The 23,007-nt window shown below is 42.7% G+C and carries 20 protein-coding genes; 13 read left to right on the top strand and 7 right to left on the bottom strand.

Annotated elements, in window-relative coordinates:
* Window positions 1-60: 60 nt before the first annotated feature.
* On the bottom strand, window positions 61-822 hold the full coding sequence (locus tag ACOFKR_RS02020) for a TerC family protein (RefSeq protein ID WP_419802364.1): 762 nt from the start codon (window positions 820-822) through the stop codon (window positions 61-63).
* A complete protein-coding gene (locus tag ACOFKR_RS02015) occupies window positions 746-1,069 on the bottom strand; it encodes a hypothetical protein (protein WP_419802363.1) in 324 nt (107 codons plus the stop codon). Before ACOFKR_RS02015 ends, ACOFKR_RS02020 begins: the two co-directional genes overlap by 77 nt.
* 109 nt (window positions 1,070-1,178) lie before the next feature.
* On the opposite strand from ACOFKR_RS02015, the gene ACOFKR_RS02010 reads away from it, so the two are divergent.
* The 6 genes from ACOFKR_RS02010 (at window position 1,179) to ACOFKR_RS01985 (ending at window position 10,328) form a co-directional block, all read left to right on the top strand.
* Window positions 1,179-3,287, top strand: coding sequence for a carboxy terminal-processing peptidase (locus ACOFKR_RS02010; RefSeq protein WP_419802362.1), 2,109 nt, complete (start codon window positions 1,179-1,181; stop codon window positions 3,285-3,287).
* A gap of 90 nt (window positions 3,288-3,377) precedes the next feature.
* The gene (locus tag ACOFKR_RS02005) at window positions 3,378-4,487 is read left to right on the top strand and encodes a ligase-associated DNA damage response exonuclease (protein WP_419802361.1); all 1,110 of its coding nucleotides are present in this window, start codon (window positions 3,378-3,380) and stop codon (window positions 4,485-4,487) included.
* 53 nt (window positions 4,488-4,540) lie between these two features.
* Window positions 4,541-6,151: an ATP-dependent DNA ligase gene (locus tag ACOFKR_RS02000; RefSeq protein WP_419802360.1), complete on the top strand. Its 1,611-nt coding sequence runs from the start codon at window positions 4,541-4,543 to the stop codon at window positions 6,149-6,151.
* Between the two features lie 364 nt (window positions 6,152-6,515).
* Window positions 6,516-7,037 carry a hypothetical protein gene (locus tag ACOFKR_RS01995; RefSeq protein WP_419802359.1) on the top strand — a complete coding sequence of 174 codons (522 nt, stop codon included), beginning with the start codon at window positions 6,516-6,518 and terminating at the stop codon, window positions 7,035-7,037.
* A 10-nt stretch (window positions 7,038-7,047) separates the two neighbouring features.
* Window positions 7,048-10,041, top strand: coding sequence for a T9SS type A sorting domain-containing protein (locus tag ACOFKR_RS01990; protein WP_419802358.1), 2,994 nt, complete (start codon window positions 7,048-7,050; stop codon window positions 10,039-10,041).
* Between the two features lie 107 nt (window positions 10,042-10,148).
* Window positions 10,149-10,328 (top strand): hypothetical protein, encoded by a 180-nt coding sequence (locus ACOFKR_RS01985; RefSeq protein WP_419802357.1) that lies wholly within the window; start codon window positions 10,149-10,151, stop codon window positions 10,326-10,328.
* A gap of 360 nt (window positions 10,329-10,688) precedes the next feature.
* Here the strand turns inward: ACOFKR_RS01985 and ACOFKR_RS01980 are convergent, their stop codons facing one another.
* Together ACOFKR_RS01980 and ACOFKR_RS01975 are read right to left on the bottom strand one after the other, a co-directional pair.
* Complete coding sequence (locus tag ACOFKR_RS01980; RefSeq protein ID WP_419802356.1) at window positions 10,689-11,993, bottom strand: M28 family metallopeptidase; 1,305 nt, start codon at window positions 11,991-11,993, stop codon at window positions 10,689-10,691.
* Between the two features lie 84 nt (window positions 11,994-12,077).
* Window positions 12,078-13,199 (bottom strand): DUF4407 domain-containing protein, encoded by a 1,122-nt coding sequence (locus tag ACOFKR_RS01975; RefSeq protein ID WP_419802355.1) that lies wholly within the window; start codon window positions 13,197-13,199, stop codon window positions 12,078-12,080.
* A gap of 195 nt (window positions 13,200-13,394) precedes the next feature.
* Here ACOFKR_RS01975 and ACOFKR_RS01970 point away from each other — a divergent pair, with 195 nt between their 5' ends.
* From ACOFKR_RS01970 to ACOFKR_RS01960, 3 genes are read left to right on the top strand one after another with little or no spacing between them, the layout of a single operon-like run.
* Complete coding sequence (locus tag ACOFKR_RS01970; RefSeq protein ID WP_419802354.1) at window positions 13,395-13,709, top strand: rhodanese-like domain-containing protein; 315 nt, start codon at window positions 13,395-13,397, stop codon at window positions 13,707-13,709.
* 1 nt (window position 13,710) lies between these two features.
* Complete coding sequence (locus tag ACOFKR_RS01965) at window positions 13,711-13,896, top strand: DUF6358 family protein (protein ID WP_419802353.1); 186 nt, start codon at window positions 13,711-13,713, stop codon at window positions 13,894-13,896.
* A 21-nt stretch (window positions 13,897-13,917) separates the two neighbouring features.
* Window positions 13,918-14,826, top strand: coding sequence for a prohibitin family protein (locus ACOFKR_RS01960; RefSeq protein WP_419802352.1), 909 nt, complete (start codon window positions 13,918-13,920; stop codon window positions 14,824-14,826).
* 27 nt (window positions 14,827-14,853) lie between these two features.
* Here the strand turns inward: ACOFKR_RS01960 and ACOFKR_RS01955 are convergent, their stop codons facing one another.
* The 3 genes from ACOFKR_RS01955 to mqnB all read right to left on the bottom strand — a co-directional run bounded on the left by ACOFKR_RS01955 (window position 14,854) and on the right by mqnB (window position 17,135).
* Window positions 14,854-15,462 (bottom strand): PAS domain-containing protein, encoded by a 609-nt coding sequence (locus ACOFKR_RS01955; RefSeq protein WP_419802351.1) that lies wholly within the window; start codon window positions 15,460-15,462, stop codon window positions 14,854-14,856.
* A gap of 113 nt (window positions 15,463-15,575) precedes the next feature.
* A complete protein-coding gene (locus ACOFKR_RS01950) occupies window positions 15,576-16,427 on the bottom strand; it encodes a menaquinone biosynthesis family protein (protein ID WP_419802350.1) in 852 nt (283 codons plus the stop codon).
* Window positions 16,428-16,481: 54 nt separating this feature from the next.
* Complete coding sequence (gene mqnB, locus ACOFKR_RS01945; protein WP_419802349.1) at window positions 16,482-17,135, bottom strand: futalosine hydrolase; 654 nt, start codon at window positions 17,133-17,135, stop codon at window positions 16,482-16,484.
* Window positions 17,136-17,212: 77 nt separating this feature from the next.
* On the opposite strand from mqnB, the gene ACOFKR_RS01940 reads away from it, so the two are divergent.
* Genes ACOFKR_RS01940 through ACOFKR_RS01925 form a run of 4 tightly spaced genes read left to right on the top strand, consistent with a single transcriptional unit; the run spans window position 17,213 to window position 22,966 of the window.
* The gene (locus tag ACOFKR_RS01940) at window positions 17,213-17,629 is read left to right on the top strand and encodes a 6-pyruvoyl trahydropterin synthase family protein (RefSeq protein ID WP_419803604.1); all 417 of its coding nucleotides are present in this window, start codon (window positions 17,213-17,215) and stop codon (window positions 17,627-17,629) included.
* A gap of 18 nt (window positions 17,630-17,647) precedes the next feature.
* Complete coding sequence (gene folE / locus ACOFKR_RS01935) at window positions 17,648-18,286, top strand: GTP cyclohydrolase I FolE (RefSeq protein ID WP_419802348.1); 639 nt, start codon at window positions 17,648-17,650, stop codon at window positions 18,284-18,286.
* 13 nt (window positions 18,287-18,299) lie between these two features.
* Window positions 18,300-19,181, top strand: coding sequence for an ACP S-malonyltransferase (fabD, locus tag ACOFKR_RS01930; protein WP_419802347.1), 882 nt, complete (start codon window positions 18,300-18,302; stop codon window positions 19,179-19,181).
* Window positions 19,182-19,222: 41 nt separating this feature from the next.
* Window positions 19,223-22,966 (top strand): ATP-binding protein, encoded by a 3,744-nt coding sequence (locus ACOFKR_RS01925; RefSeq protein ID WP_419802346.1) that lies wholly within the window; start codon window positions 19,223-19,225, stop codon window positions 22,964-22,966.
* Window positions 22,967-23,007: the final 41 nt, after the last annotated feature.

The following is a 23,007-nucleotide window of genomic DNA, read 5'->3' as shown; positions in this document are numbered from 1 at the left end:
ATAAGGTTTATTACTTTTCATGAGAGAACCTGAAACGAGTTTAGGATGACAATGCTTCTTTTACAACACTTTTTTCAGCTTGTTGGATTTGGAACGCAAGCGCAGGTTCAGCACTTCTACCAAAATGGAAAAACCCATGGCAAAGTATAAATAACCTTTCGGGATATGCTGATCAAACCCTTCGGCCAGCAGCGAAAACCCGATCAGCAATAAAAATGATAAGGCCAGCATTTTGACAGTTGGGTGCAGATTAACAAAATCAGATACCGGCCCGGATGCCCACATCATAATGCCGACGGCAATGATCACTGCAGCGATCATCACCTCCAAATGGCTGCCGATGCCAACGGCCGTGATCACAGAATCCAGCGAAAAAACAATGTCCAGCAACACAATTTCTATAATTGTGGCCCAAAATGATCTGGGTTTAATGTTTTCGGCATCATCCTCGCCGCCTTCAAATTTTTCGTGTATTTCGGCGGTACTTTTATAAATCAGGAACAAACCGCCGGCAATCAATATAATATCGTGGCCTGAAATGGCCAGTTTTGCCACCCAGTCCGGATCGGTTGCGCCAATTAAACCAGACAAATTGAAGATCGGCCTGGTCAAACTCATGATCCAGGTGAGCGACAGTAGCAGCAAAACGCGCGTAAACATGGCCAGGAACAACCCGATTTTCCGGCCTTTGTCCTGCTGCCCGGCCGGTAATTTTCCGGATAAAATCGAAATAAAAATGATGTTGTCAATCCCCAAAACAATTTCTAAAACCGTTAAAGTGATGAGTGAAATCCAGGCTTCGGGCTGCGTTAATATTTCCATGCTGCAAAAATGCTTCTTTTATCAATATAAAATCCTCAAAAAGAAACTCCATCAACAATTTTGAGATTTGATAACTAAACGCCGCAAAAACCGTTAATTGATGCAAAACCGTTCCTTTGTTTGAGAAACAGGATTGACTGCTGACCGGTTTGCCCATGCTGTTTTTACGGGCTATTTTTAGGTGAGGGATTTTAATTGACGCCGGTTTGATTTTGCTAAAAACAATTGATTGTAATATTGTTATCATAGCGCAGACAGCCGTATTGACTGTCTTTTTTTTGTTTTAAATTAGCAAACTGTATTTACTTAAAAGCCGGATGTTTGGTACTGAAATTAATTTAACGTTGATAAAAAATATGTTCAAAAAGTTGTATTTAATGGCCATTCTTGGTGCTTCCGTAGCCTGCCACGCCACGCCGGGAGAACCTATAAAAGTGGCCGGTTCCAGAAATTTGGAGCCGGACGAGCAGCAAGCGATTGTTTGTAAAGAGGTTACGGAAATGATCACCAACTATAATTACAAAAAAATCAAGCTGAACGATTCGATTTCGACCGTGATTTTCAATAAGTATATCAAAGCGTTGGACGATAACCGTAATTACCTGCTGGCATCGGATTTAAAAGATTTTGATCAATACAAAACACAGTTGGACGATGATTTGAAAAACGGCGATTTGAGCCACGTTTTTTACATTTTTAATGTTTACCAAAAGCGTTACAACGAGCGGATCAAATATTCGCTGGAGCAGCTGGGCAAAAATTATGATTTTACGCAGCATGATGAATTTGTTTTTAACCGCGAAAATCAGCCCTGGGTTTCTTCGGTTTCCGAGTTGAACAAATTTTGGGACAAGCGCGTAAAATATGATTTGCTGAACCTGAATTTGGCTACACCAGACCTGGCAAAAAACAAAGAAACGCTGAAAGAGCGTTATCAAAACCTCATCAATCAATCTGCAAAGCTCAATAATCAGGATGTTTTCCAGCTTTTTATGGATTCGTTTACAGAATCTATCGATCCGCACACCAACTATTTTAACCCTTCCAACGCGGCGCAGTTCAACATTGAAATGTCTAAATCGCTGGAAGGGATCGGTGCTTCGTTACAATCTGTAAATGATTACGTTACGATTAAAACCATTGTAAAAGGCGGGCCGGCAGACCGTAGTAAACTGCTGACGATTGACGACCGGATTGTTGGTGTGGCGCAAGGTAAAAATGGCGAGTTTAAAGATATTATCGGTTGGCGGCTGGATAACGCCATCACGTTGATCCGGGGGGCGAAAGGAACAATTGTACGCCTTAAAATCCTGCCAAAAGGAAAAACCGTAACAACGCCTAAGATTATAGAATTGGTTAGGGAAAAAATCGTTTTGGAAGATCAGCTGGCCAGCAAAGAAATCCGGACTTATAATCAAAACGGGAAAACGCTGAAAATCGGTATCATTGATGTGCCCGGGTTTTATCTGGATTACAAAGCATATCAGGCCGGTGATAAAAATTACCGCAGCATCAGCCGTGATGTAAAACTGATTATCGATAGTTTAAAAGCCGCAAAAGTGGATGGTATTGTGATAGATTTGCGCCAGGACGGCGGTGGTTCTTTGCCGGAAGCCATACAGTTGACTGGCTTGTTCATCAAAACCGGCCCGGTGGTGCAAGTCCGGGATGTGCGAAACAAAATTGAGCAGGATGATGACGATGACCCTTCTATAGCCTGGGACGGGCCGATGGCTGTGCTGGTTGATCGTTTTAGTGCTTCTGCTTCCGAAATTTTTGCCGGTGCAATACAGGATTATGGCAGAGGATTGATCATCGGAACACAAACTTACGGCAAAGGCACGGTACAATCTGCCATTGACTTGGATAAAGTTATCGGTAATTCTTTTTCTAAATTGCTGGCCAGTGTGAAAGGTAAAGCTGTAAGCACCAACGCAACTGATAGTCCGCAAAGCTATGGTCAGATTAACTTAACTATTGCCAAATTTTATCGGATCAGCGGCAGTTCTACGCAGCATAAAGGCGTTATCCCGGACATTCAGTTTCCATCGGCCATCCCTCTGGATAAATATGGAGAAGATACCGAAGCTTCTGCATTGCCTTTTGATATGATCCCGCGCAGCAATTATACTGTTTACGGCAGCTTTACATCTGTTATCCCACAGCTTAAAACCTTGCACGATACACGGATGCAATCCAACGTCAGCTACAAAAACCTGATCGAGGACATTGCAGATTATAAGAAAAAAGACGCCGAAAAAACCGTTACGCTAAATGAAGCGGATCTGAAAAAAGAGCGTGATACCGATGATGCAAAAAGCCTGGCCCATGATAACGCAAGACGGGCAGCTTTAGGGCTGAAACCGCTTGTAAAAGGCGAAGCGCGTACGAAAGACAAAGATGCAGACTTCCTGAAAATTGAAGCCGGGCAAATCCTGTCAGATTACATCGATATAAAAAAGTAATACTGTTTTTATCACCTAAAAAACCTTCGGCCAAACTGCCGGAGGTTTTTTTGTTTCAAACCAAATATTCATTTCTCCCGTTACACACACATGGCCAAGCTGCTCCAGTTTACAGACAATGGTATTTTTTGTGCCGAAGGAAATTTTTACATCGACCCGTGGCGGCCGGTAGATGATGCCGTGCTTACCCACGCACACGCCGACCATGCGCGGCCCGGCAGCAAACGCTATCTGGCGCATGAGCTTTCTCGGGAAATTTTAAAGTACCGTTTGGGGGAAGACATCAACTTGCAAACCATCCCATATGGAGAAACGGTATGTAAAAATGGTGTGCAGATTTCGCTTTTTCCGGCCGGGCATATTATTGGTTCGGCGCAGGTCCGGGTTGAATATCAGGGCGAAGTCTGGGTAGTTTCCGGAGATTATAAAGTAGAAAATGATGGCATTTCCACGCCTTTTGAACCGGTGAAATGCCATCATTTTATTTCGGAATGCACTTTTGGGATGCCTGTTTACCAATGGAAACCCCAGCATACTGTTTTTACCGATATAAATAATTGGTGGGAAAAGAACATTGAAGAAGGCAAAGCCACCATTATTGCCGGTTATTCTTTGGGGAAAGCGCAACGCATTTTGTGCAACCTGGATCTTTCTCTTGGTACCGTTTTTACACACGGCGTGATCGAAAACACCAATGATGCTTTGCGCAGAAACGGGATTGAGCTGCCAAAAACAGTACGCATCAGCCCGGAAATCCCGAAGGAAGACCTGAAAAAAGGAATTATTTTGCTGCCGCCATCCGCTGTAGGCAGCAACTGGATGCGCAAACTCGCACCGTTTGAATTTGGTTTTTGTTCCGGCTGGATGAACGTGCGCGGTGCCAAAAAACGGCGCGCTGCCGATCGTGGTTTTGTACTTTCTGATCATGCTGATTGGGACGGATTGATCGCCGCTATTGATGCTACCGGCTGCGAATCGGTTTATTTAACGCATGGTTACACGGCTACCTTTTCCAGATATTTAAGGGAGATAGGTTTTGATGCACACGAAGTCCACACGTTGTACGGCGGCGATGAAAGTGAGGGTGAAGTTCCGTCCGACGATTTAGGAGCGGAGAGCGGGGAAAATGAGAGCGGAAAAGCGGGGATCGCAGACGAAGCGGACACCAAAAAAACAGGTGTAAAAGAAGTATCCGCATAAAACGAAACTATTGCAACATTTGGTGAAGCCGAAGCCAATCAATCCAAATCTTTATGAAACACTTTGCCGCCTTATTTGCCGCGCTCGACGAAACCAACAAAACCAACGAAAAGGTAAACGCCATCAAAGCTTACTTTTTAACCGTAAGCGATGCAGACAAAATGCACATGCTCGCTTTGTTTAGCGGCAGAAAACCCAAGCGTCAAATCAATTCAACCTTGGTAAAAAACTGGGCAATAGAACTGGCCAATATTCCGGTTTGGCTTTTTGAGGAAAGCTATCAGGTTGTGGGCGATCTGGCGGAAACAATTTCGCTGCTGCTGCCAACCAGCACCAAATCCTCCGATAAAAGCCTGACGGAATGGATTGCAGAAATCAATCAGCTAAGCAAATTGGATGAGGTGGAGCGCAAACTCTGGCTCACAGAATCCTGGGCTTCATTGTCCCGGCAGGAATGTTTTGTTTTTAATAAACTGCTGACCAGCAGTTTCCGGGTTGGCGTTTCGCAAAGTTTGGTTGTAAAAGCATTGGCCGAGATATCTAAACTGGATGCGCCAACACTCACACATCGCATCATGGGCAGCTGGGACCCAAATGTTTATACTTTCGATCAATTAATGGAAGAGCAGGGCGCGCTGGACGATCTTTCCCGCCCGTATCCATTTTTTCTGGCCTATCCAATCCAGGAAACTTCCGAAAAACAGAAATCGCCGGAGGAAATGCAAACTGCTTTGGGCAACTCAAGCGAATGGCAGGCGGAATGGAAATGGGACGGTATCCGCGCGCAAATTATCCACCGAAAAGGTGAGATTTTTATCTGGAGCCGAGGCGAAGATTTGGCAACAGAAAAATTCCCGGAACTGCATCCTTTTATCCAGGCTTTGCCCGAAGGAACAGTTTTAGACGGCGAACTGTTGACTTTCCGTGATGAACAGCCGCTTCCGTTTAATTTGCTGCAAACGCGTATCGGCCGGAAAAACCTCACCAAAAAAATACTGGAAGAAAACCCGGTTGCTTTTATTGCTTATGATTGTTTGGAAGTCGGCGGCGAAGACATCCGCAGCAAAACGCAAACCGAGCGCCGGGAAATTTTGGAGCAATTGCAGCGAGATACTGTTTTTAGCTCTATTTTTCGGGTGTCGCCCATTATTAATTTTACTTCGTGGGAAGAACTGACAGAAGTTAGAAAACAATCCAGAGAGATGATTGCCGAAGGGATTATGCTGAAGCGAAAAAACGCAACTTATCAGGTTGGCAGAAAACGCGGCGACTGGTGGAAATGGAAAATTGACCCGCTTTCGGTGGATGCCGTAATGATCTACGCACAAAAAGGTCACGGCCGCCGCGCCGACCTTTATACCGATTATACTTTTGCCGTTTGGGACGGCGACCGTTTGGTGCCTTTTGCCAAAGCCTATTCCGGTTTAACTGACCAGGAAATTGGCAAAGTGGATGCTTTTGTAAAACGCAACACGCTCGAAAAATTTGGCCCGGTACGCACCGTAAAACCCGAACTGGTTTTTGAAATTGGGTTTGAAGGCATCAACCAATCTTCGCGGCATAAATCGGGAATTGCTTTGCGTTTTCCGCGGATTTTGCGCTGGCGGCACGATAAGAAAAAGGAGGAAGCGGATACTTTGGAGAGTTTGAAAAGTTTGCTTTAGCTAATAAACTTCAACCATTCTTCTAATATGAACAGTTGAAGTTGTTTTTATCCTTGAGCTTAGAATATAATAATCCAACTGTTAAGCCTTAATTTTTGGCCTGCCTTTTTTGTTGATGCTTCTTTTACCGGGCAAAAATAGGAGTTGACCTGTTTTAAGAAGGCACAGATGTTTTTACTTAACAATTTTTTAACCTAAATAAAATTGCAGTTGTAAAACAAAGCCAATATCTTTATCGTAAAACATTATTATACCTAAATAAAGCTTTTGTAATTGCCTAAAATTACCAAAAGCCGCCTGCTACTTCTACCGAATAAAAACTTATTTTCTTTTTGTTGTTGCTCATAGTTTTATAAAAATGCTTATGAAAACACTGCCTTACCTGTTTAAGAAACCGCTTAGAACGTTTTCCCTGTTTCTATTTTTTTTACCATTACTGGTTTCTTGTAATAAAGAAAGCCTGACCAAACCCACCCAAACTGGTGCCAATACTTTTTCTTGTAAAATAAATGGTAAGGTTTACGTGGCAAAAAATGATCTTTTCGCACCCGGCCTTATTGGTGGGCTTAGGGGGGGAGGGGCTACCAATAGTTATCATTTTGAATGTGAAGCGGTTATGTATATAGGAAATAAGTCGGATTATACAATAGATCTAACAGTTTCTCCTCCTATTTCAGAAGGGGCATTTAATATAACGTATGGAAAACTAATTTCTAATACTGGAAATGGCTTTCGGTACAGTGCAAATGGTGGAAGCATCAACTTTAACCATATAGATTATTTATCCCAAATTATCTCTGGCACTTTCTCCTTTACAGCTGTAAACTCGGAAAACTCAGCAGATGTTATCGCCGTTACTGACGGCCGCTTTGATATGAAAAATTAATTTTTAGGTTATGAAAAAAATACTACTCTTTGTTTTAGTAATCCTTGCAAGTTTGACTGTCCGTTCCCAAACACTTAAAGACTATACGCAAACAGCCGATAGCTGCTTTAGCAATTTAAACAAATCTGGGATTACTACCGGCATCCTCTACGACCGGATTTATCCATTGGCAGCCCTGCCTATTTTTAACCAGAACTATGCGGATACCTCTTCGAAAGTTCACCTGATACAAGCGTATAGTGAACTTTTTTATGCTGCTTACTCTAATGCAGGGATGATTATTCCTGATACTCTATCTCAGCGAATTACAAATAAATTAAATTATGGCATAGTCCCAATTGGGATTCTAAATTACAGGTTTAACTATATTGATACGACTGCAATAAACAACAATCTTCTAACAACCTCGGGTATGTTGTTTTATGATGTGGCAAACAGGCCACGTTCCCCATATTTAGAAAGGTTAGTTAGTGTGGCGGCAGTGCTAACAGACACCATTACCACTAATTCACCGTATTTTGAACTGTCGTCTTCGTTATACTTTAACAATACTAGCAATGCCATTGCAAACCTAAATGTTGATTTTGGTGATGGTACTGGGCTGCATACAATCGGTTTAGGACAGGGAACCAGTATTAATTATTCTTCTTCAGGAGTAAAAACAGTTCATTATTATATCAACTATTCTAATGGCACACAGGTGGAAACTTATAGTACCATTTATGTAAATATAAGTTCGACTGAAAGTCGCTTGGCAATAAAAAGTCCTACCCCTCAAGGTGCGCCGACATGTAACGGTTTTAATAACCCTCATGATTTACCAAGAATAATTGCAGACATCGGGTTTCAGGGCTATGAAAAGGAAAACACCACAACCAAGGGAGAAGGGGTTGCTACAATTGTTTACCATACTAATACATGTGATCAGATGTTAAGAAAACCAATTATAATAATCAATGGTTTTAATCCAGGAAGCAGAAATGATATAACTTATTTACATAATAACTTATATTACAATAACAATCTAAATAATTTTGGTGATGAGATGTTGGCTAAGGGATATGATGTTATTTTCCTAAAATTTCCAACTTACAACAAAAATGGGGTACAAATTGACGGCGGTGCCGATTATATCCAAAGAAATGCTTTTACGTTGATCACACTGATACAAAAGGTTAATCAGATTTTACAACAAAACGGAAGTACCGAAAAATTAGTTGTCATTGGCCCAAGTATGGGTGGATTAATCAGTCGGTATGCTTTGAAGTATATGGAAGACCATAACATGCCTCATAATACCCGCCTTTGGGTTTCTTTTGATTCCCCTCACTTAGGTGCCAACATCCCAATAGGTGATCAATTTGCATTAGATTACCTCGGTAACGTGTTACACATCCCTTCTGCAAAGGAGAAAATTAACTCAACCATCAATTCTCCTGCTGCAAAAGAAATGCTGCTCGATCATTATATAAAACCAAACCAACAACCGCTACCAACGCCTTATGGTACACGTAATTCTTTTATGCAGGAACTAAATAGTTTAGGTTTTCCTTCACAACTTAGAAAAATTGCTTTAATTAACGGTGCGGGAAACGGCCTGACACAAGGCAACTTCGGTAGTTTAAACCTTAATGTTGCAATAGTGCCAACTACCTTGACAAGATTTATAGGAACAGCTGCAGTTGGTTTTATATACAGGGCGATATTAATAAAAGTGGTTCAAGCTATTGCTGTTGCAGCAGGGATAACACTTGATGCTGCTAAAGCTGTTAATATGTATTCTTATTTTAGTCCTGGTTATAATGGCTATAATAAAGTTTTTTCAGGTACCCTTTTTGGTATTTTCCTTAAAAGGACAGATTATGGGGCTACTTATAATAACTCTATAGGTTTGGATAATATATCTGGTGGTTATTACAATACACAGCAACAGATTGTATCAGGTATACAGGATGGCTTGCACGGTGCTAAAGGATGGTTTTTGAGATCAATGGTCTACACACTTATACCCACACATTCCTTTATACCGGCTAAAAGTTCTCTTGCTGTTACAAATGGTTCCAACTACGGTGAAGATTTTAGCAACAGAAATCTGGTTACAAGTAGTGAAACTCCGTTTAACACTTACTTTACACCAAACAAGAATGAAAACCATGTTTCCCTAACGGTTTGTAGCGCGCAGTGGTTAGCTAATGAAATCGACCAACAACCCCAAGCACCGGTGATCGCAACTAGATTCTCAGTCAACGGCTTAGCTAGTATTTGTAACGCGCAACCGTATTCCGTGACTAATTTACCGGCTGGCTCTTCAGTAACTTGGACAGCAAATCCATCCAGTCTTGTTAATATTACCGTATCCAACAATGTTGCAACTTTAACACCTGCGGGCAATGGTTCGATAACCCTTACAGCCGCAATTCCAACAACTTGCGGTACTCTACCAGTTTCATTTACTGTAAATGTTAATACCTCTCCAACAGTAACTTCCATTTCCGCAACCATGAGCGGTTCTTGCCGGAGCGGTGGCTACCAGGACTGGCTTTTGCAGGCCACGCCAAGTAACCCAAATGCCACCAACTGGCGTTGGACGGCAAGCAACCTTTCATCAGGCAGTACTATAACCTTTCAAAGCCCTAATTCGCCAAGTACTTATGCAACGGTACATGGCGGTGGTGGCGCCAATATAACTTATACAGACCCTTGCGGCAATACCGCAAACGGTGGTGTAACCATTTACAGCCCTTGCGGCACTGGGAGCAGGGTTGCCTCTTACCCAAACCCGGCAGACCAGGAGATGACGGTTGATTACCAAACTGCCTCCGACAGTTCCAACCCCGCTGCAACATCAGATGCCGGTACGCAAAGCAAAACACTAAATAGTTTTAGTGTGGAATTATACAACGATAAAGGAAAGGTTTTAAAATCAGGTAAAAGCAACAACGGCAAAGGTGTGGTTTTAAATACGGCCGATGTTCAAAACGGCAACTACTTTTTACATGTTTAGGATGGCAAAGAGGTTACCAAAAAACAGGTTGTAATCCATCACCCTTAAACCCTTACCAAATTATAGGTGGTAAAAGAAGCATACTGTTTTTACTACCTATAAACTATTTGCCAGGAAACAATCACCAAATTTTAACAGCCAACATCCGCGATAAAAACCAATTGGCAAAAGCAGCAACACAACTCAATGCTTCTTTTATCGATGGAATTATTGCAAACCCGGCGTGGGCGGCGAGTATTACTGGAGAGAAAATTACAGATGGGACGAGATCATCGGCACAAACCTAACCGGAAATTATAGTTGTGTAAACCCTTTTTTCCTATGCTAAAAACAGCATCGGCAGCAAAACATATTTTGATCAATTGTGGCGCGGTGATGAATAGCTGATGCTGTTTTTAACCTATAAAAATCAGTGCCGGCGGAACGAAGCTTACCATTTTTTATGGCATAAAAGAAGCATTAAGAAACGGATTAAACAAAAGTTTAAACAGGCTCAATATTCAATTATGAAGACGCCAGAAAACCTGTCAGCAAAGGATTTTATCAAAATACTATCCGGTAAATATGGATACGAAGTAACGCGACAAAAAGGAAGTTATATAAGACTGACACGAATATTCGTGGATAGAGAACATCATAAAATAAGCTTATTCCTCCAGCTTCGGGATCCGTTTTGGCGTATCTCTTCCGCTCACAATACTTCTCGAACTTAGCGCAATTGCGCGGATGGTTGCCGTAATATTATTAACGTCCAACGAACTAAACTCATCTTTTACGCTATGGTATAATTTATCCGTATCAATCTGATCGGTAGAGATGGTATGTGCCGGCACGCCAACTTTTGCCAGCGAGGCATTGTCGCTGCGGTAAAAAAGGTTTTGCTGCGGATATGGGTCAGGATAAAATTTAAAATCTGTCCCTTCCAGGTTTTTTTGCAGGATCGGCCCAAAATCAGAGCGTTCAAAACCGGTGATAAAAGCTGAATTTGGTCCGAATTTAGAAGCCTTGCCAATCATTTCAATATTGAACATCGCTACTGTTTTTACCGGATCGATTTGCGTGGCAAAATAAGCCGAGCCAAATTCGCCGATTTCCTCTGCCGTAAAAGCAACAAAAATTAAGGTACGCGCGTTGTTGTTCAGTTTTTTATAGTATTTGGCCAGTTCGATTACGGCGGTTGTGCCGCTGGCATCGTCATCGGCACCGTTGGCGATCGAATCGCCATCTACTGCTTTGATAATCCCCAGATGATCGTAATGGCCGGAAAAAACCACGTATTCATCCGGTTTGGTTTTTCCCGGGATCATGCCCGCAATATTAAATAAAGGCAGTTTTTCCACTTTTCCGGTATAACTGGCGGCAAAAGCTTTCACTTCGGTAAAATCGCCCAAAACAAAAACAATTTGCTGGTTTGGGTTGGTTTCCCGGCTGATGTTCCCGTCGGCATTCCGGGTGGCAATGCGTTTAAAATAAGCTTCAAAACGCGGATCAACCAGCACCAGCGTTTTTTTATTGCTGCCGAGGATTTTGCCATATTCCGTTCTGAAATTATCTTCCGCTTTTATTTTTACCACTTCCACATCCGCATCGTTGCCCCAGGTAAAAGTTGGTGCACCGCTTATTGCCGTTACGTTTTCTTTCGGGATGATGTTGTTATTAACGGAAGCAGAAACCGAAATCGGTGTACTTTTCGTCATGCTGAAACTCTGACGATAATCTTTGTTCCCTGCAAGCGGCTGTAAACCGGTAATTTTGTATTCGCTTTCGATAAATTTTGCCGCTTTTTCTATTCCCGGCGTAAACGTGGCACGGCCCTGCATATCATCCGCAGAAAGCGTTTTGATGATGCGTTCCACATCGTTTTTGCTGATGAGCTGCTCGGGCGTTTGGGCAAAAACCCGGCAACAAAAAAAGGCAGGTAAAAACAGTATGCAACTTAGTTTTTTGTTCATGGTTGATGGCAGACTTGCTTTAATAAATTGTTTTAAAATTGAAAATCTGCCAATTATCCTAAAAAAGATCGATAAAAGAAGCATTTACGTTTTTAAATCCTCGCGCACAGCTTTACGCTCGGCGCGCTTGCTGATGCTGTTTTTGATCAAAGAAATATTGGTGTTGATGCGATGGTCCTGCACGGCATCGGTAACCGTTATGTCCTGCTCCATATCTTTTTCTGCGAAATGGATGTTGGCTTCTTCGGTTTTGCCAAGTGCTACATCATACGGGCCTTTCGGCGACATCAGCTTGACCAAAACCGGCAAACATTCAAACAAAATAAACAAATAACTGATGAAAGATTGCGCCAGGTAAGTGTCCAGGTCGCGCGTGCCGTTGTTATTGTAGGAAAGCTGGCCCAAAGCCCAGTTCCGGTCAGAAAATCCGGCCACGTTGGCCAAACTGTCCAGCTGCCGGTCGTTAAACAATTTGGTATCGGTAACGCCTTCTATATTTTTACGGTTTGAGATATACTGATCTTCCTTCAGCTGCTCGTCCCGAACGGTGTTTAGCCGCGCTTCCTTCTCCTTCAAAACCGCGTCTTTTTGTTTGGCATACGTGCCGAAACCGGTTTTGCCGGAAGTCTGATTGGTTTTATCGCCAAAAATTTCCTGGTTTAGCTGATAGCGGGAGCGGGTTATATCTTTTTGCAGCGAATCTTTTTCAGCTTTGATGTCGGCAGCTTTGGCCAAATCCATACCGTACTTTTTGTTAAAAGTAATGTTCATGGTATCGATCTTAGAACGCTGGCCTTTAAGGTAAGAGGTTTTGAGTTTGTTGCGGATTTCTTTGTCAAAAATCTTCAGTTCCAGCGGGCGGGAAATAACGATCCCGATCATAACCGCCAGCAAAATCCGGGGCGTGGCCTGCAAAATCTGAGAATTAACAGAACCTCTTTTGTTGATACTGCCCACAATATAGCGGTCCATGTTAAAAATGGCCAAACCCCAGATCAGCCCAAACAAAATGGCAAAAAACGGCGCGCCAGGGTTTCCGCTGAAAACAAAATACATGGCATAACCACCTGAAAGCGAGGCAAATAAAGCCGTAAAAAATATGGTTGCGCCAATGCCAACATATTTATTCAGTTCGATAGGGTACTTTTTCAGCGTATCCACATGCACGCCGGAGCAGAACCAGAAAAAACGGTTTACTTGTTTCATTTTTCAAAAGTACATAACAAAAATGCTATCCGGCTCATATTTAGGTTGATGCTTCTTTTATCAATGCTTTTTTTACCTGGTAAAAACAGTACGGTTTGAGAACGGCCATCCGCTGAAATAATTATTTACCGGCGGTTAAATTTGATTTTAAAAATCAATTAAAGGCTTAACTTTGAAGCATAATCAAACTAAAAAATGAAAGAAATAAGCGTTCAGGAACTGAAAGATAAAATGGATTCGGGTGAAGATTTCCAACTGATCGATGTGCGGGAAGATTTTGAGTACGAAATGTCTAACCTGGGCGGCGAACTGATTCCGCTGAGCGGCGTTTTGATTGAATCCGGCAAAATTGATAAAAATAAAGAAGTTGTGGTCATGTGCCGCAGCGGAAAACGCAGTGCTGCTGCCATTATGCAGCTGGAGCAGCAGGGTTTTACTAATTTATATAATTTAAAGGGCGGTTTGCTGGCCTGGGCCGAGGAAATTGACCCCGAAACGCAGGTTTACTAAAATGGGCGCCAAACTGCTGCTCAACATTTTGTACAATTTAAGCATTATTTTGTGCGTGTTCCTGATTTACTGGAGCTTCAACCACCAGCGTTATGATTGGCTGGCGGCCGGTGTTTTTATTATTGTTGTGGCCATCCTGCTTAAAATACGGCTGGCCAAAGAAGTACGCGCACTTCAAAAAAAATAAAACCTATAAACCTAAAACCACATGCTGCTGATTATTCTGGGTGTTATCCTGCTGGTTACCGGCAGCTGGTTCAAACGCACGCCTTCCATCAACCCGGCTTATAGTCCGGTTATTTCTGTTTCCGGTATTGCAATGCTTCTTTTAGGGCTAAGTTTTTCGGTTTTTAAAGTGATAGAGCCCGGCAAAGTAGGCGTAAAAACGCTATTTGGCAAGGTAGAAAATGATGTGCTGCCCAGCGGTTTGCACTTTATCAACCCACTGGTGGACGTTACTACGTTTGATGCCAAAACCCAAAATTACACCATGAGCGGCCAGAGCAACGAAGGGCAAAAAGAAGGCGATGATGCCATCCGTATTTTATCTGCGGACGGTTTGGAAGTAACCATAGATTTGTCGGTTTTATTTAGGCTGAAGGCGGATCAGGCACCGTTTATCCTGCAAAATATCGGTGCCGATTACCTGGATAAAATCGTGCGGCCGGTTTCGCGCACGGCCATCCGCGATAACGCTGTTTATTATGAAGCGGTGGCTTTGTATTCCACTAAAAGACAGGAATTTCAGGACAAGATTTACCGCACCATCAGCGAAAGTTTTGCCAAACGCGGACTGGAACTACAGCAGCTTTTGATCCGTAACATTACACTGCCGCAATCCGTCCGGGCAACCATCGAATCCAAAATAAATGCCGAGCAGGATGCGCAAAAAATGCAGTTTGTGTTGCAGAAAGAACGCCAGCAAGCCGAGCAAAAACGCATCCAGGCGCAGGGGATTGCTGATTATCAGCGTATTATCGCCACCAATTTAACCGAGCAGCAGTTGCAGTACGAATCTATCCAGGCACAAAAAGCAATTGCCTTATCGCCCAACACCAAAGTAATTTTGATGGGGAACGGCAAAGGCGCGCCAATAATTTTGGGCGATAAAAACTGATGCTTCTTTTATCGGGTAAAATTTGGTTTAATCCGTTTTCCTGACAATTCCGTTTACGGCCTCGTCCATTTGGGTGGCACTATCGGCCAGCATTTCGCAAATGTTTTTAGTGTTTTGGTCTAAATCCATCTTGTTCAAAATATTGACCAAGCCAATAATGTTGGCTACCGGCCTTCGGATCAGGTGCGACTGTTCCCAGCCAATCTGGTCTAAAATACTTCTTTTCTGCTCAATTTCTGTTTTGGCCACTTCTAATTGCTGGTTGGCGTGCATGTATTCGGTAATATCATAACCCATGCAAAACACGCCGCCCGGCTGGTCCTGCTCATCAAAAATGGCGCGGTATTCCCACTGCGTAATGATGTAGCCGCCCTTGCCATCATGCTTGCGGATGGTTGCCGGAAACGATTTGCCCGGATTTTGAAAACATTTTGCCGCCACTTCCCCGCAAACTTTGGTATCGTCCGGGTGCATGGTAATGTAGTACGGTTGGCCAACCATTTCCTCGGCAATGTATCCGAAAGCGTTGGCATAATGCGTGTTTACATAGCTGTAATTGCCGTCCATGGCCGTTATGATGATATAATAAAAATTAGAATTTTCTAACAGGCTGATCGTTTCGCTGAAGTTGTTCATGCTTCTTTTATCGGGTATTTTTCAGTGAAATTAATACGGAATTCTTAAACTGAGGATTCAATTATTATTTTAAAAGATAAAAATCACGTATTTACCACAAGCAGAAACGTTATTTATACGGATAAAAACAGTTGATTACTAACTTTTGGTATAATGCCCGTTTCCATCGCTTTATCAAATAAAATGCGGATGGCTTTTCGGCCTTCCCCGCCCAAATCAACCGAATATTGGTTTACATACAAATCAATATGTTTGTACATCACTTCTTCGCTCATTTCCTGCGAGTGTTGGCGGATAAACCCCAAGCCGGATTTTGGGTTGGCAAAGGCAAATTCTACCGATTTACGCAGTACGCGGTTGATTTTATGCTGAATTTCTTCCGGCAGATTACGGTTTGCCACAATGCCGCCCAGCGGAATGGCGCAACCAGTTTCGCACTCCCAAAAATCGCCCAGATCAATAATTTTGTGCAAACCTTTGTTTTGATACGTAAAGCGGTTTTCGTGAATGATCAAACCCAAATCTTTTTCACCGCTGATGACCTGGTTTTCAATTTTCGAAAAAAGCACTTCCGTTTTGTTTTTTCCTTCGGGGAAGGCTAAGCTGAGCAAAAAATTGGCCGTGGTATATTTTCCCGGAATGGCAATTTTAAGGTTTCGGATTATGGATTTGAGGGTTTCCTGATCTAAAAATTGCTCATTTTTACAGATCAGCAGCGGGCCAACGCCAAAACCGAGCGCGCTGCCTGCATCCAGCAAAACGTACTGACCGGTTACGTAAGCAAAAGCGTGATAACTGAGTTTGGTAATATCCAGTTCCCCGCGGAAAGCTTTCTGGTTCAGCGTTTCCACATCATCAAAAAACACTTCAAAATCCAAACCTTCGGTATCGATTTTATGGTGGATCAAGGCATCAAAAATAAAAGTATCGTTTGGGCAGGGCGAAAAACCGAGTGTAAGTTTCATGTTATTTAGTTGTTGGTTTTCAGTGATGCTTCTTTTATCACCTAAAAATAGGAATCATGTTGAATGAAAATTTCCCCCGTGGTCGAGATGGCAACGCAATAAGCTTAACTTCTTTAAAAGCCCAATTGCAAAATCATTCAGGTTTTTAACGGCCAAACCGATTTTCCAGTTTTCGCGGCTGCGTTTCTCTACATAATTTGACACCGATCTGATCTGTACCGAGGGCACCATACTGTTTTTACAGGCATAAAAAAAGGCCGCACCTTCCATGCTTTCCAATTGCGGCTGCAGCCGTTTGGTTATTTTCCGGATCGAGTTTTCATCGCCATGAACCGTGTTTACCGTAATACCACGCACTTTTTTTACCGGTAAAAACAGCATTGTGCCAATCGGCCGGAACCGGCTTTCGCCAAAACCTAAATCTTCTATCGTCAGGAAACCGTTACCGTCTTCGGCACCCAATTCTGATAAAATATCTTCTTCAACTTCAACTACTTCGCCTAAAACCAAACTGCGGTCAAAACTGCCGGCAATACCCAGGTTAATAACCAGATCATATTTGTTTTGGGCGAAGTGATTGCCCAGCGCAAACGCCGTGGCCACCATGCCCACGCCGGTGATCAGCACGTCAAACGGTTTTTCATCGCCAAAATAATCCAGCAAAGGTTGTATTTCGGGTTGCGTGGCGGCAACAAGCAGGATATTCATTTCAGCCTAATTTGGGGCGAAGTTATAAACAACCGGCTTCTTTTTGTTTTGATATATTTGCAGCAATTTAGGTTATGATGATTTACATTACACGGAAAGAACATTTTAACGCAGCACATCGGATGTACCGCGAAGAATGGACGGCCGAGCAAAACCAGGAAATGTTTGGCAAATGCGCCAACCCCAACTGGCACGGCCATAATTACAATTTATTTGTAACGATTAAGGGTGAAGTTACGCAGGAAACCGGCTATCTGATGGATTTGAAGGACCTGAAAGTGATCATCAATAATTATGTGGTTGAAAAACTGGACCATAAAAACATCAACCTGGATGTTGATTTTATGAAAGGCAAAATGGCTTCGACAGAATTGCTGACGATTGAGATTTTCAATCAGCTTAAAAAACCCATCGAGCTGCATCCCGGCGTGTTTTTACATTCTGTAAAGCTGTACGAAACCGAAAACAATTCTGCCGAATATTTTGGCGGGTAAAAGAAGCATTATCAAAAAATGAACAACGAACAATACATTCCTGATTTGGATGATGAGATAGAAGGACATGTAAAAGCAGATCGCTACAGCATGGAAAGTATCGGCAAAATCGCCAGTCATTACGAAGAAATTTTAACGCAGCTCGGCGAAAACCCGCAGCGCGAAGGTTTGTTGAAAACGCCGGAGCGCGTGGCAAAATCGCTGGCATATCTTACACATGGCTATGATGTAAACCCGGCAGATATTTTAAAATCTGCCATGTTTAAAGAAGATTACAGCCAGATGGTTGTTGTAAAAGATATTGAAGTGTACTCGATGTGCGAGCACCACATGTTGCCGTTTTTTGGTAAAGCGCACGTGGCTTATATCCCCAACGGGCACATTGTCGGCCTGAGCAAAATCCCGCGTGTGGTAGATGCTTTTGCGCGCCGTTTGCAGGTACAGGAACGTTTGACGAATGAAATCCGCGATTGCATCCAATCAACCCTAAACCCGATTGGTGTAGGCGTAGTGATTGAGTGCCGCCATTTGTGCATGAGTATGCGCGGCATCCAAAAGCAAAACTCGTTTACCACAACTTCTGCTTTTACGGGTGCATTTTTGCACGATAAAACACGCAGCGAGTTTTTACAGTTGATTTCCTCTAAATTAAGCTAAACCATTTGATTTTATGAAAGCATATCTATTTCCGGGGCAGGGCGCGCAATTTCCGGGCATGGGGACCGGTTTATACGAGAAACATCCGGAAGCAAAAGAACTTTTTGAACAGGCCAACGAAATTTTAGGTTTCCGCATTACCGATGTAATGTTTAACGGAACGGATGATGACCTGAAACAAACACGCGTAACACAACCGGCCATCTTTCTGCATTCGGTTATCCTGGCCAAAACTTTGGGCGATAATTTTAAGCCTGAGATGGTTGCCGGGCATTCTTTAGGCGAGTTTTCTGCCTTGGTTGCGGCCGGTTCCATCAGTTTTGAAGATGGTTTGCGTTTGATTATTGCCCGTGCAAATGCCATGCAGCACGCCTGCGAAATACAGCCATCTACCATGGCGGCGGTTTTGGGCCTGGATGATTTTACGGTAGAAGATATTTGCCAGCGCGAAAGCAGTGTGGTGGTTCCTGCTAATTATAACTGCCCGGGCCAGCTGGTGATTTCCGGCACAATTGAGGGGGTAAAAGAAGCATCCGAAAAGCTGAAAGCGGCCGGTGCCAAACGTGTTTTGCCGCTGAATGTTGGCGGTGCTTTCCACTCGCCGCTAATGGAACTGGCCCGTGTAGAACTGGAAACAGCTATTTTAAAAACAGCTATCAAAGTGCCCGTTTGCCCTATTTATCAAAACGTAAACGCACAGCCAACAACGGATCCGAACACAATCAAAATCAACCTGAACAAACAATTGACCGGTGCCGTGCGCTGGACGCAAACCATGCAACGGATGCTGCAAGACGGCGCAACCAGTTTTACGGAAACCGGCCCCGGCAGTGTGCTTCAGGGTTTGGTAAAAAAAGTTGACCGCAATGTAGTAACTGAACATGCCTGGATTTAATTTCTATCGTTTGGGCTAAATTTTATACTACTTTTATACAGATGGAAACAACTGCTTTGAATACATCTGTGAAGGTACGTTTCTTGCTGCTGGTACTGTGTGTAAGTCTGTTTTTATCGGCCCTGACCGTAAAAATGACTTCTGATACCGGCAATTTGCTGGCCGGTTCTGCACTTACGCTACAAAAAAAACTGAACGACCGGGAAGCATTTGTTCAGGATATTTTAAGTGACCCGGTTCAGTTTAAAACACTGCAACGGATTGATCATGATGAAAAAGCAGCTTTAAGCCTGATCCAAAACATTACCAAAAACAAAAAAATCTATTTCTGCACTTATCGGCAAAACAAATTAAATTTTTGGAGCAGCAGCCGTATCGTTCCGGATAGTTCATCAGCCTACAAAGCCGGTACTTCTTTTACCCAGGAAAATAATGGTTATTATGAAGTGGTCAAAAAAACCCAGGGCAATTTTTCGGTATTGTTTTTTATACCGGTAAAAACAGCTTATACACTCCAGAACAAGTATCTTCAAAACCGGTTTTCCAGGCAATTGCTGGACAATGATTATCTTGATTTGGTAAATACTGCCGGCAAACAAACTTATAAAATTACCAGCCTCGGCCAGCAAACCTTGTTTTATGTAAAATTAAAAGCCGGTTACCGTAACAACTATTTTACCTCTTTAGAAATTGTTTTGTGGGGATTGAGCCTGCTTGCTTTATTTGCCCTGGCCTACAACTTTTGTACTTACCTGGTTTGCAAAGGTTATGTAAAGCGCGCCGTGTTGCTGGCCGGTTTGTTTGTGCTGGCCTGCATCACCGTAAACTTTTTTCTGCACGCGCTTGATTATGCTTCCGGAGCCAAAGCGATGCCCCTGCTTCAGTTAAAAAATGTTTATGTTACTTATTTTTCTATAGGCGATATTGCACTGATTATTTTGTTTATCAGCTGGCTGGCAACATTTGTTTATAGCAACCGCGGTCGGCTGTTACGTTCAAAGGTTAAGCCGGTTTTAAGTTATGTGTTATTTGTGCTGATGCTGTTTTTACTCATTGGTTTATCGGTTGTTTTTTCAAACCTGTTTTCAAACCTGATTATTGATTCTCGGATTCAGTTTGATATTGATAACCTGCTTAACCTAACCGCATACAATTTTTTAGGCACGATCATGCTGTGCCTGTCGTACCTGATTTTTTATCTTTTTGCCGAGACCTGTATTACCGTTTGTCAGAAACTCAGCATATCAAACCAAACCAAATTATTGCTTTTTGCAGTTGCTATTGTGCTGGCAACTTTGCTGCATGTATATTTCTGTAAAGAATTTACATCATTTTATCTGCTGTGGGCTGCAGTGGTTGCCTGGCGCGCTTATAATGTTTTTTATGAAGGCGGAAAAATGCCCGCTGTGGTTTTTATCCTGATTTTGTTTGCGGCTTCACTGATTGCCACCCTCAAGCTTGCCCTTATCCAAAAAGTATTGGATAAAGAGAATGGCAAACTGCTGGTGCAAAAGCTGGCCAATACCACGGATACAAATGCCGAATCAATTTTCAAGCGTGCAGAAAACAACATCAAAACGGATCCGGTTTTAGTGCGCTATTTCTCCAAGCCTGATCGTAACGAGGTGTATCTCAAAAACCATATCCGTACCATGTATTTTGATGATTATCTGTCTAAGTACAAGTTTAAAGTGTATGCCTACAACAACCTGCGCCACAATATATCCGGGCAGCAGGATTACGAGCTGGATGTTTTCCAGAATATGGTATTGCTGGGTTCGCCACAGGTAAAAGGCACTACCGGCTTTTACAAAGTAACCGATGTTTTTGGCGAAAGAAGATATTTTGCCCTCATCCCGATCAAAAAGGGGCGGGAGCTGGAAGGTACGCTGGTGATTGACCTGGTCTCAAAATCATTAGAAACCAATCCTTCCTTTCCGCAACTGCTGTCAGGCGGAAGTACTGCGCAGCAAAGCAATTTAAAAAATTATTCTTATGCCTTTTATAGAGACAACAGGTTGCTTAATCAAAACGGTAAATACGAATATAACCTGATAAACAAGCAGTTTAAAGGCAAACCAAACGAATACAGTTTTCTGGAAACCAAAGATCCGGGTGGTGATTACAACCACGAAATCTATCAGCTTAACGCCCGCAAGCTTATTGTTGTGAGCATGGAAGATAAAAAATTAGCAGATGAACTGTCTGTGTTCATCTTTTTCTTTGTCATTTTCTTATTTTTTGCCTTACTGGTCATTGCTTTTTACTGGTTCTGGAACCGTATTAAAACTTTAAATTTTAACCATTTTGTGTGGAGCCTGCAAGTAGCCGCCAACAATTTATTGTATAAAACCCGTATCCAGGTTTCTATGGTAGCTTCAGTGGTCATTACGCTGCTGATTATTGGTTTTGTTACGTTTATTACTTTTGGCAGGCAAGACCGCAAGCAGCAGGATGATCTGAATCATGAAAAAATTAAACAAATTGCCGCTGATTATGAAAGCCAGTTTGTAGATAGTAAAATTACCAATCCGGAAGAGCGCGAACTGCATTTCAGTGCTTTCGCAGAAACCTATGGCGTAGATTTGATTTTGTACAATACCCAGGGCGTGCCCCTGCTTTACACGCAGCCCAAACTTTACAATTACGGCCTGATTGGCCGCCGGATGAACGCCACCGCTTTTGTTAAAATGCAGCGTTTACAAAAGTCAGAGCTTTTAAATGATGAAGATATCGGCAGTTTTAAGTACAAATCGGCCTATATTGCTATTTATGATGCAGAACATAAAGTTGTTGACTTTTTACAATTGCCCTATTTTTCTAACGAGGAACAGTACAAAGCACGTATTGGGTATTTTATCAATTCGATGCTCAACGTTTATGCGCTGGTGCTGGTTGCCGTAGGTTTGTTTGCTGTTTTTATCGCTAAAAAAATCACCAATCCGCTTACTTTGATTCAGCAGGGCTTAACCAACACCGTGTATGGCCGCAAAACCGAACCGATCAACTGGAAACGGAACGACGAAATCGGTTCGCTCATTAAAGAATACAACAAAATGATTACTTCGCTGGAGTTGAGTGCCGGCAAGCTGGCCAAATCCGAGCGGGAAAACGCCTGGCGCGAAATGGCCAAACAAATTGCCCATGAAATAAAAAACCCTTTAACGCCGCTTAAATTGGGTTTGCAATTGCTCAGTAAATCCTGGAAAGACAAAGACCCGAAATTCGACCTGAAATTTCAAAAATTCAGTCTTTCTTTTATCGAGCAGATCGAAACCTTATCGCGCATTGCCACCGAGTTTTCTGATTTTGCCAAATTGCCCGATGCAAAACCGGAAGTGGTCAATATTTTTGATGTGATCTCCGGGGCAGCCAATATTTTCAGTCAAAGTGAAAACATGCGTATTGATTATGCACCCTCCGATGAACTTTACCTCATCCGGGCAGATAAAGACCAGTTGATGCGCTGCTTTAACAACCTGCTTAAAAACGCTATTGAAGCAATGCCCGTAAACTATAAAGGTGTAATTGCCATTACCTATCAAAGCACGGACGACAACATCCGGATTGAGGTGAAAGACAACGGCAGCGGCATCCCGGAAAACCTGCGGAGCAGCATTTTTCAGCCCAACTTTACCACCAAAAGTTCTGGCACGGGCCTGGGCCTGGCTTTTATCAAAAATGCTATTGAAAACGCCGGCGGCAAAATCTGGTTTGAATCAGAGATCAACGTTGGCACCACGTTTTTCCTGCTTTTTCCTGCAGCACCAAAAAACTTTTTGTAACCGGTTTTAGGTCGATGCTGTTTTTACCGGGTAAATTTCAG

Source organism: Mucilaginibacter sp. (assembly GCF_965201005.1).
GTDB lineage: Bacteria > Bacteroidota > Bacteroidia > Sphingobacteriales > Sphingobacteriaceae > Mucilaginibacter_A.
Note: the sequence above shows the minus strand (reverse complement) of the source record. Positions and strands in the feature narration are given on the sequence as shown.

What these genes read in the sequence shown, in the direction of transcription:
- ACOFKR_RS02020 (WP_419802364.1), bottom strand. Translation starts at nt 822, where the DNA reads ATGGAAATATTAACGCAGCCCGAAGCCTGGATTTCACTCATCACTTTA.
- ACOFKR_RS02015 (WP_419802363.1), bottom strand. Translation starts at nt 1,069, where the DNA reads ATGATAACAATATTACAATCAATTGTTTTTAGCAAAATCAAACCGGCG.
- ACOFKR_RS02010 (WP_419802362.1), top strand. Translation starts at nt 1,179, where the DNA reads ATGTTCAAAAAGTTGTATTTAATGGCCATTCTTGGTGCTTCCGTAGCC.
- ACOFKR_RS02005 (WP_419802361.1), top strand. Translation starts at nt 3,378, where the DNA reads ATGGCCAAGCTGCTCCAGTTTACAGACAATGGTATTTTTTGTGCCGAA.
- ACOFKR_RS02000 (WP_419802360.1), top strand. Translation starts at nt 4,541, where the DNA reads ATGAAACACTTTGCCGCCTTATTTGCCGCGCTCGACGAAACCAACAAA.
- ACOFKR_RS01995 (WP_419802359.1), top strand. Translation starts at nt 6,516, where the DNA reads ATGAAAACACTGCCTTACCTGTTTAAGAAACCGCTTAGAACGTTTTCC.
- ACOFKR_RS01990 (WP_419802358.1), top strand. Translation starts at nt 7,048, where the DNA reads ATGAAAAAAATACTACTCTTTGTTTTAGTAATCCTTGCAAGTTTGACT.
- ACOFKR_RS01980 (WP_419802356.1), bottom strand. Translation starts at nt 11,993, where the DNA reads ATGAACAAAAAACTAAGTTGCATACTGTTTTTACCTGCCTTTTTTTGT.
- ACOFKR_RS01975 (WP_419802355.1), bottom strand. Translation starts at nt 13,199, where the DNA reads ATGAAACAAGTAAACCGTTTTTTCTGGTTCTGCTCCGGCGTGCATGTG.
- ACOFKR_RS01970 (WP_419802354.1), top strand. Translation starts at nt 13,395, where the DNA reads ATGAAAGAAATAAGCGTTCAGGAACTGAAAGATAAAATGGATTCGGGT.
- ACOFKR_RS01965 (WP_419802353.1), top strand. Translation starts at nt 13,711, where the DNA reads ATGGGCGCCAAACTGCTGCTCAACATTTTGTACAATTTAAGCATTATT.
- ACOFKR_RS01960 (WP_419802352.1), top strand. Translation starts at nt 13,918, where the DNA reads ATGCTGCTGATTATTCTGGGTGTTATCCTGCTGGTTACCGGCAGCTGG.
- ACOFKR_RS01955 (WP_419802351.1), bottom strand. Translation starts at nt 15,462, where the DNA reads ATGAACAACTTCAGCGAAACGATCAGCCTGTTAGAAAATTCTAATTTT.
- ACOFKR_RS01950 (WP_419802350.1), bottom strand. Translation starts at nt 16,427, where the DNA reads ATGAAACTTACACTCGGTTTTTCGCCCTGCCCAAACGATACTTTTATT.
- mqnB (WP_419802349.1), bottom strand. Translation starts at nt 17,135, where the DNA reads ATGAATATCCTGCTTGTTGCCGCCACGCAACCCGAAATACAACCTTTG.
- ACOFKR_RS01940 (WP_419803604.1), top strand. Translation starts at nt 17,213, where the DNA reads ATGATTTACATTACACGGAAAGAACATTTTAACGCAGCACATCGGATG.
- folE (WP_419802348.1), top strand. Translation starts at nt 17,648, where the DNA reads ATGAACAACGAACAATACATTCCTGATTTGGATGATGAGATAGAAGGA.
- fabD (WP_419802347.1), top strand. Translation starts at nt 18,300, where the DNA reads ATGAAAGCATATCTATTTCCGGGGCAGGGCGCGCAATTTCCGGGCATG.
- ACOFKR_RS01925 (WP_419802346.1), top strand. Translation starts at nt 19,223, where the DNA reads ATGGAAACAACTGCTTTGAATACATCTGTGAAGGTACGTTTCTTGCTG.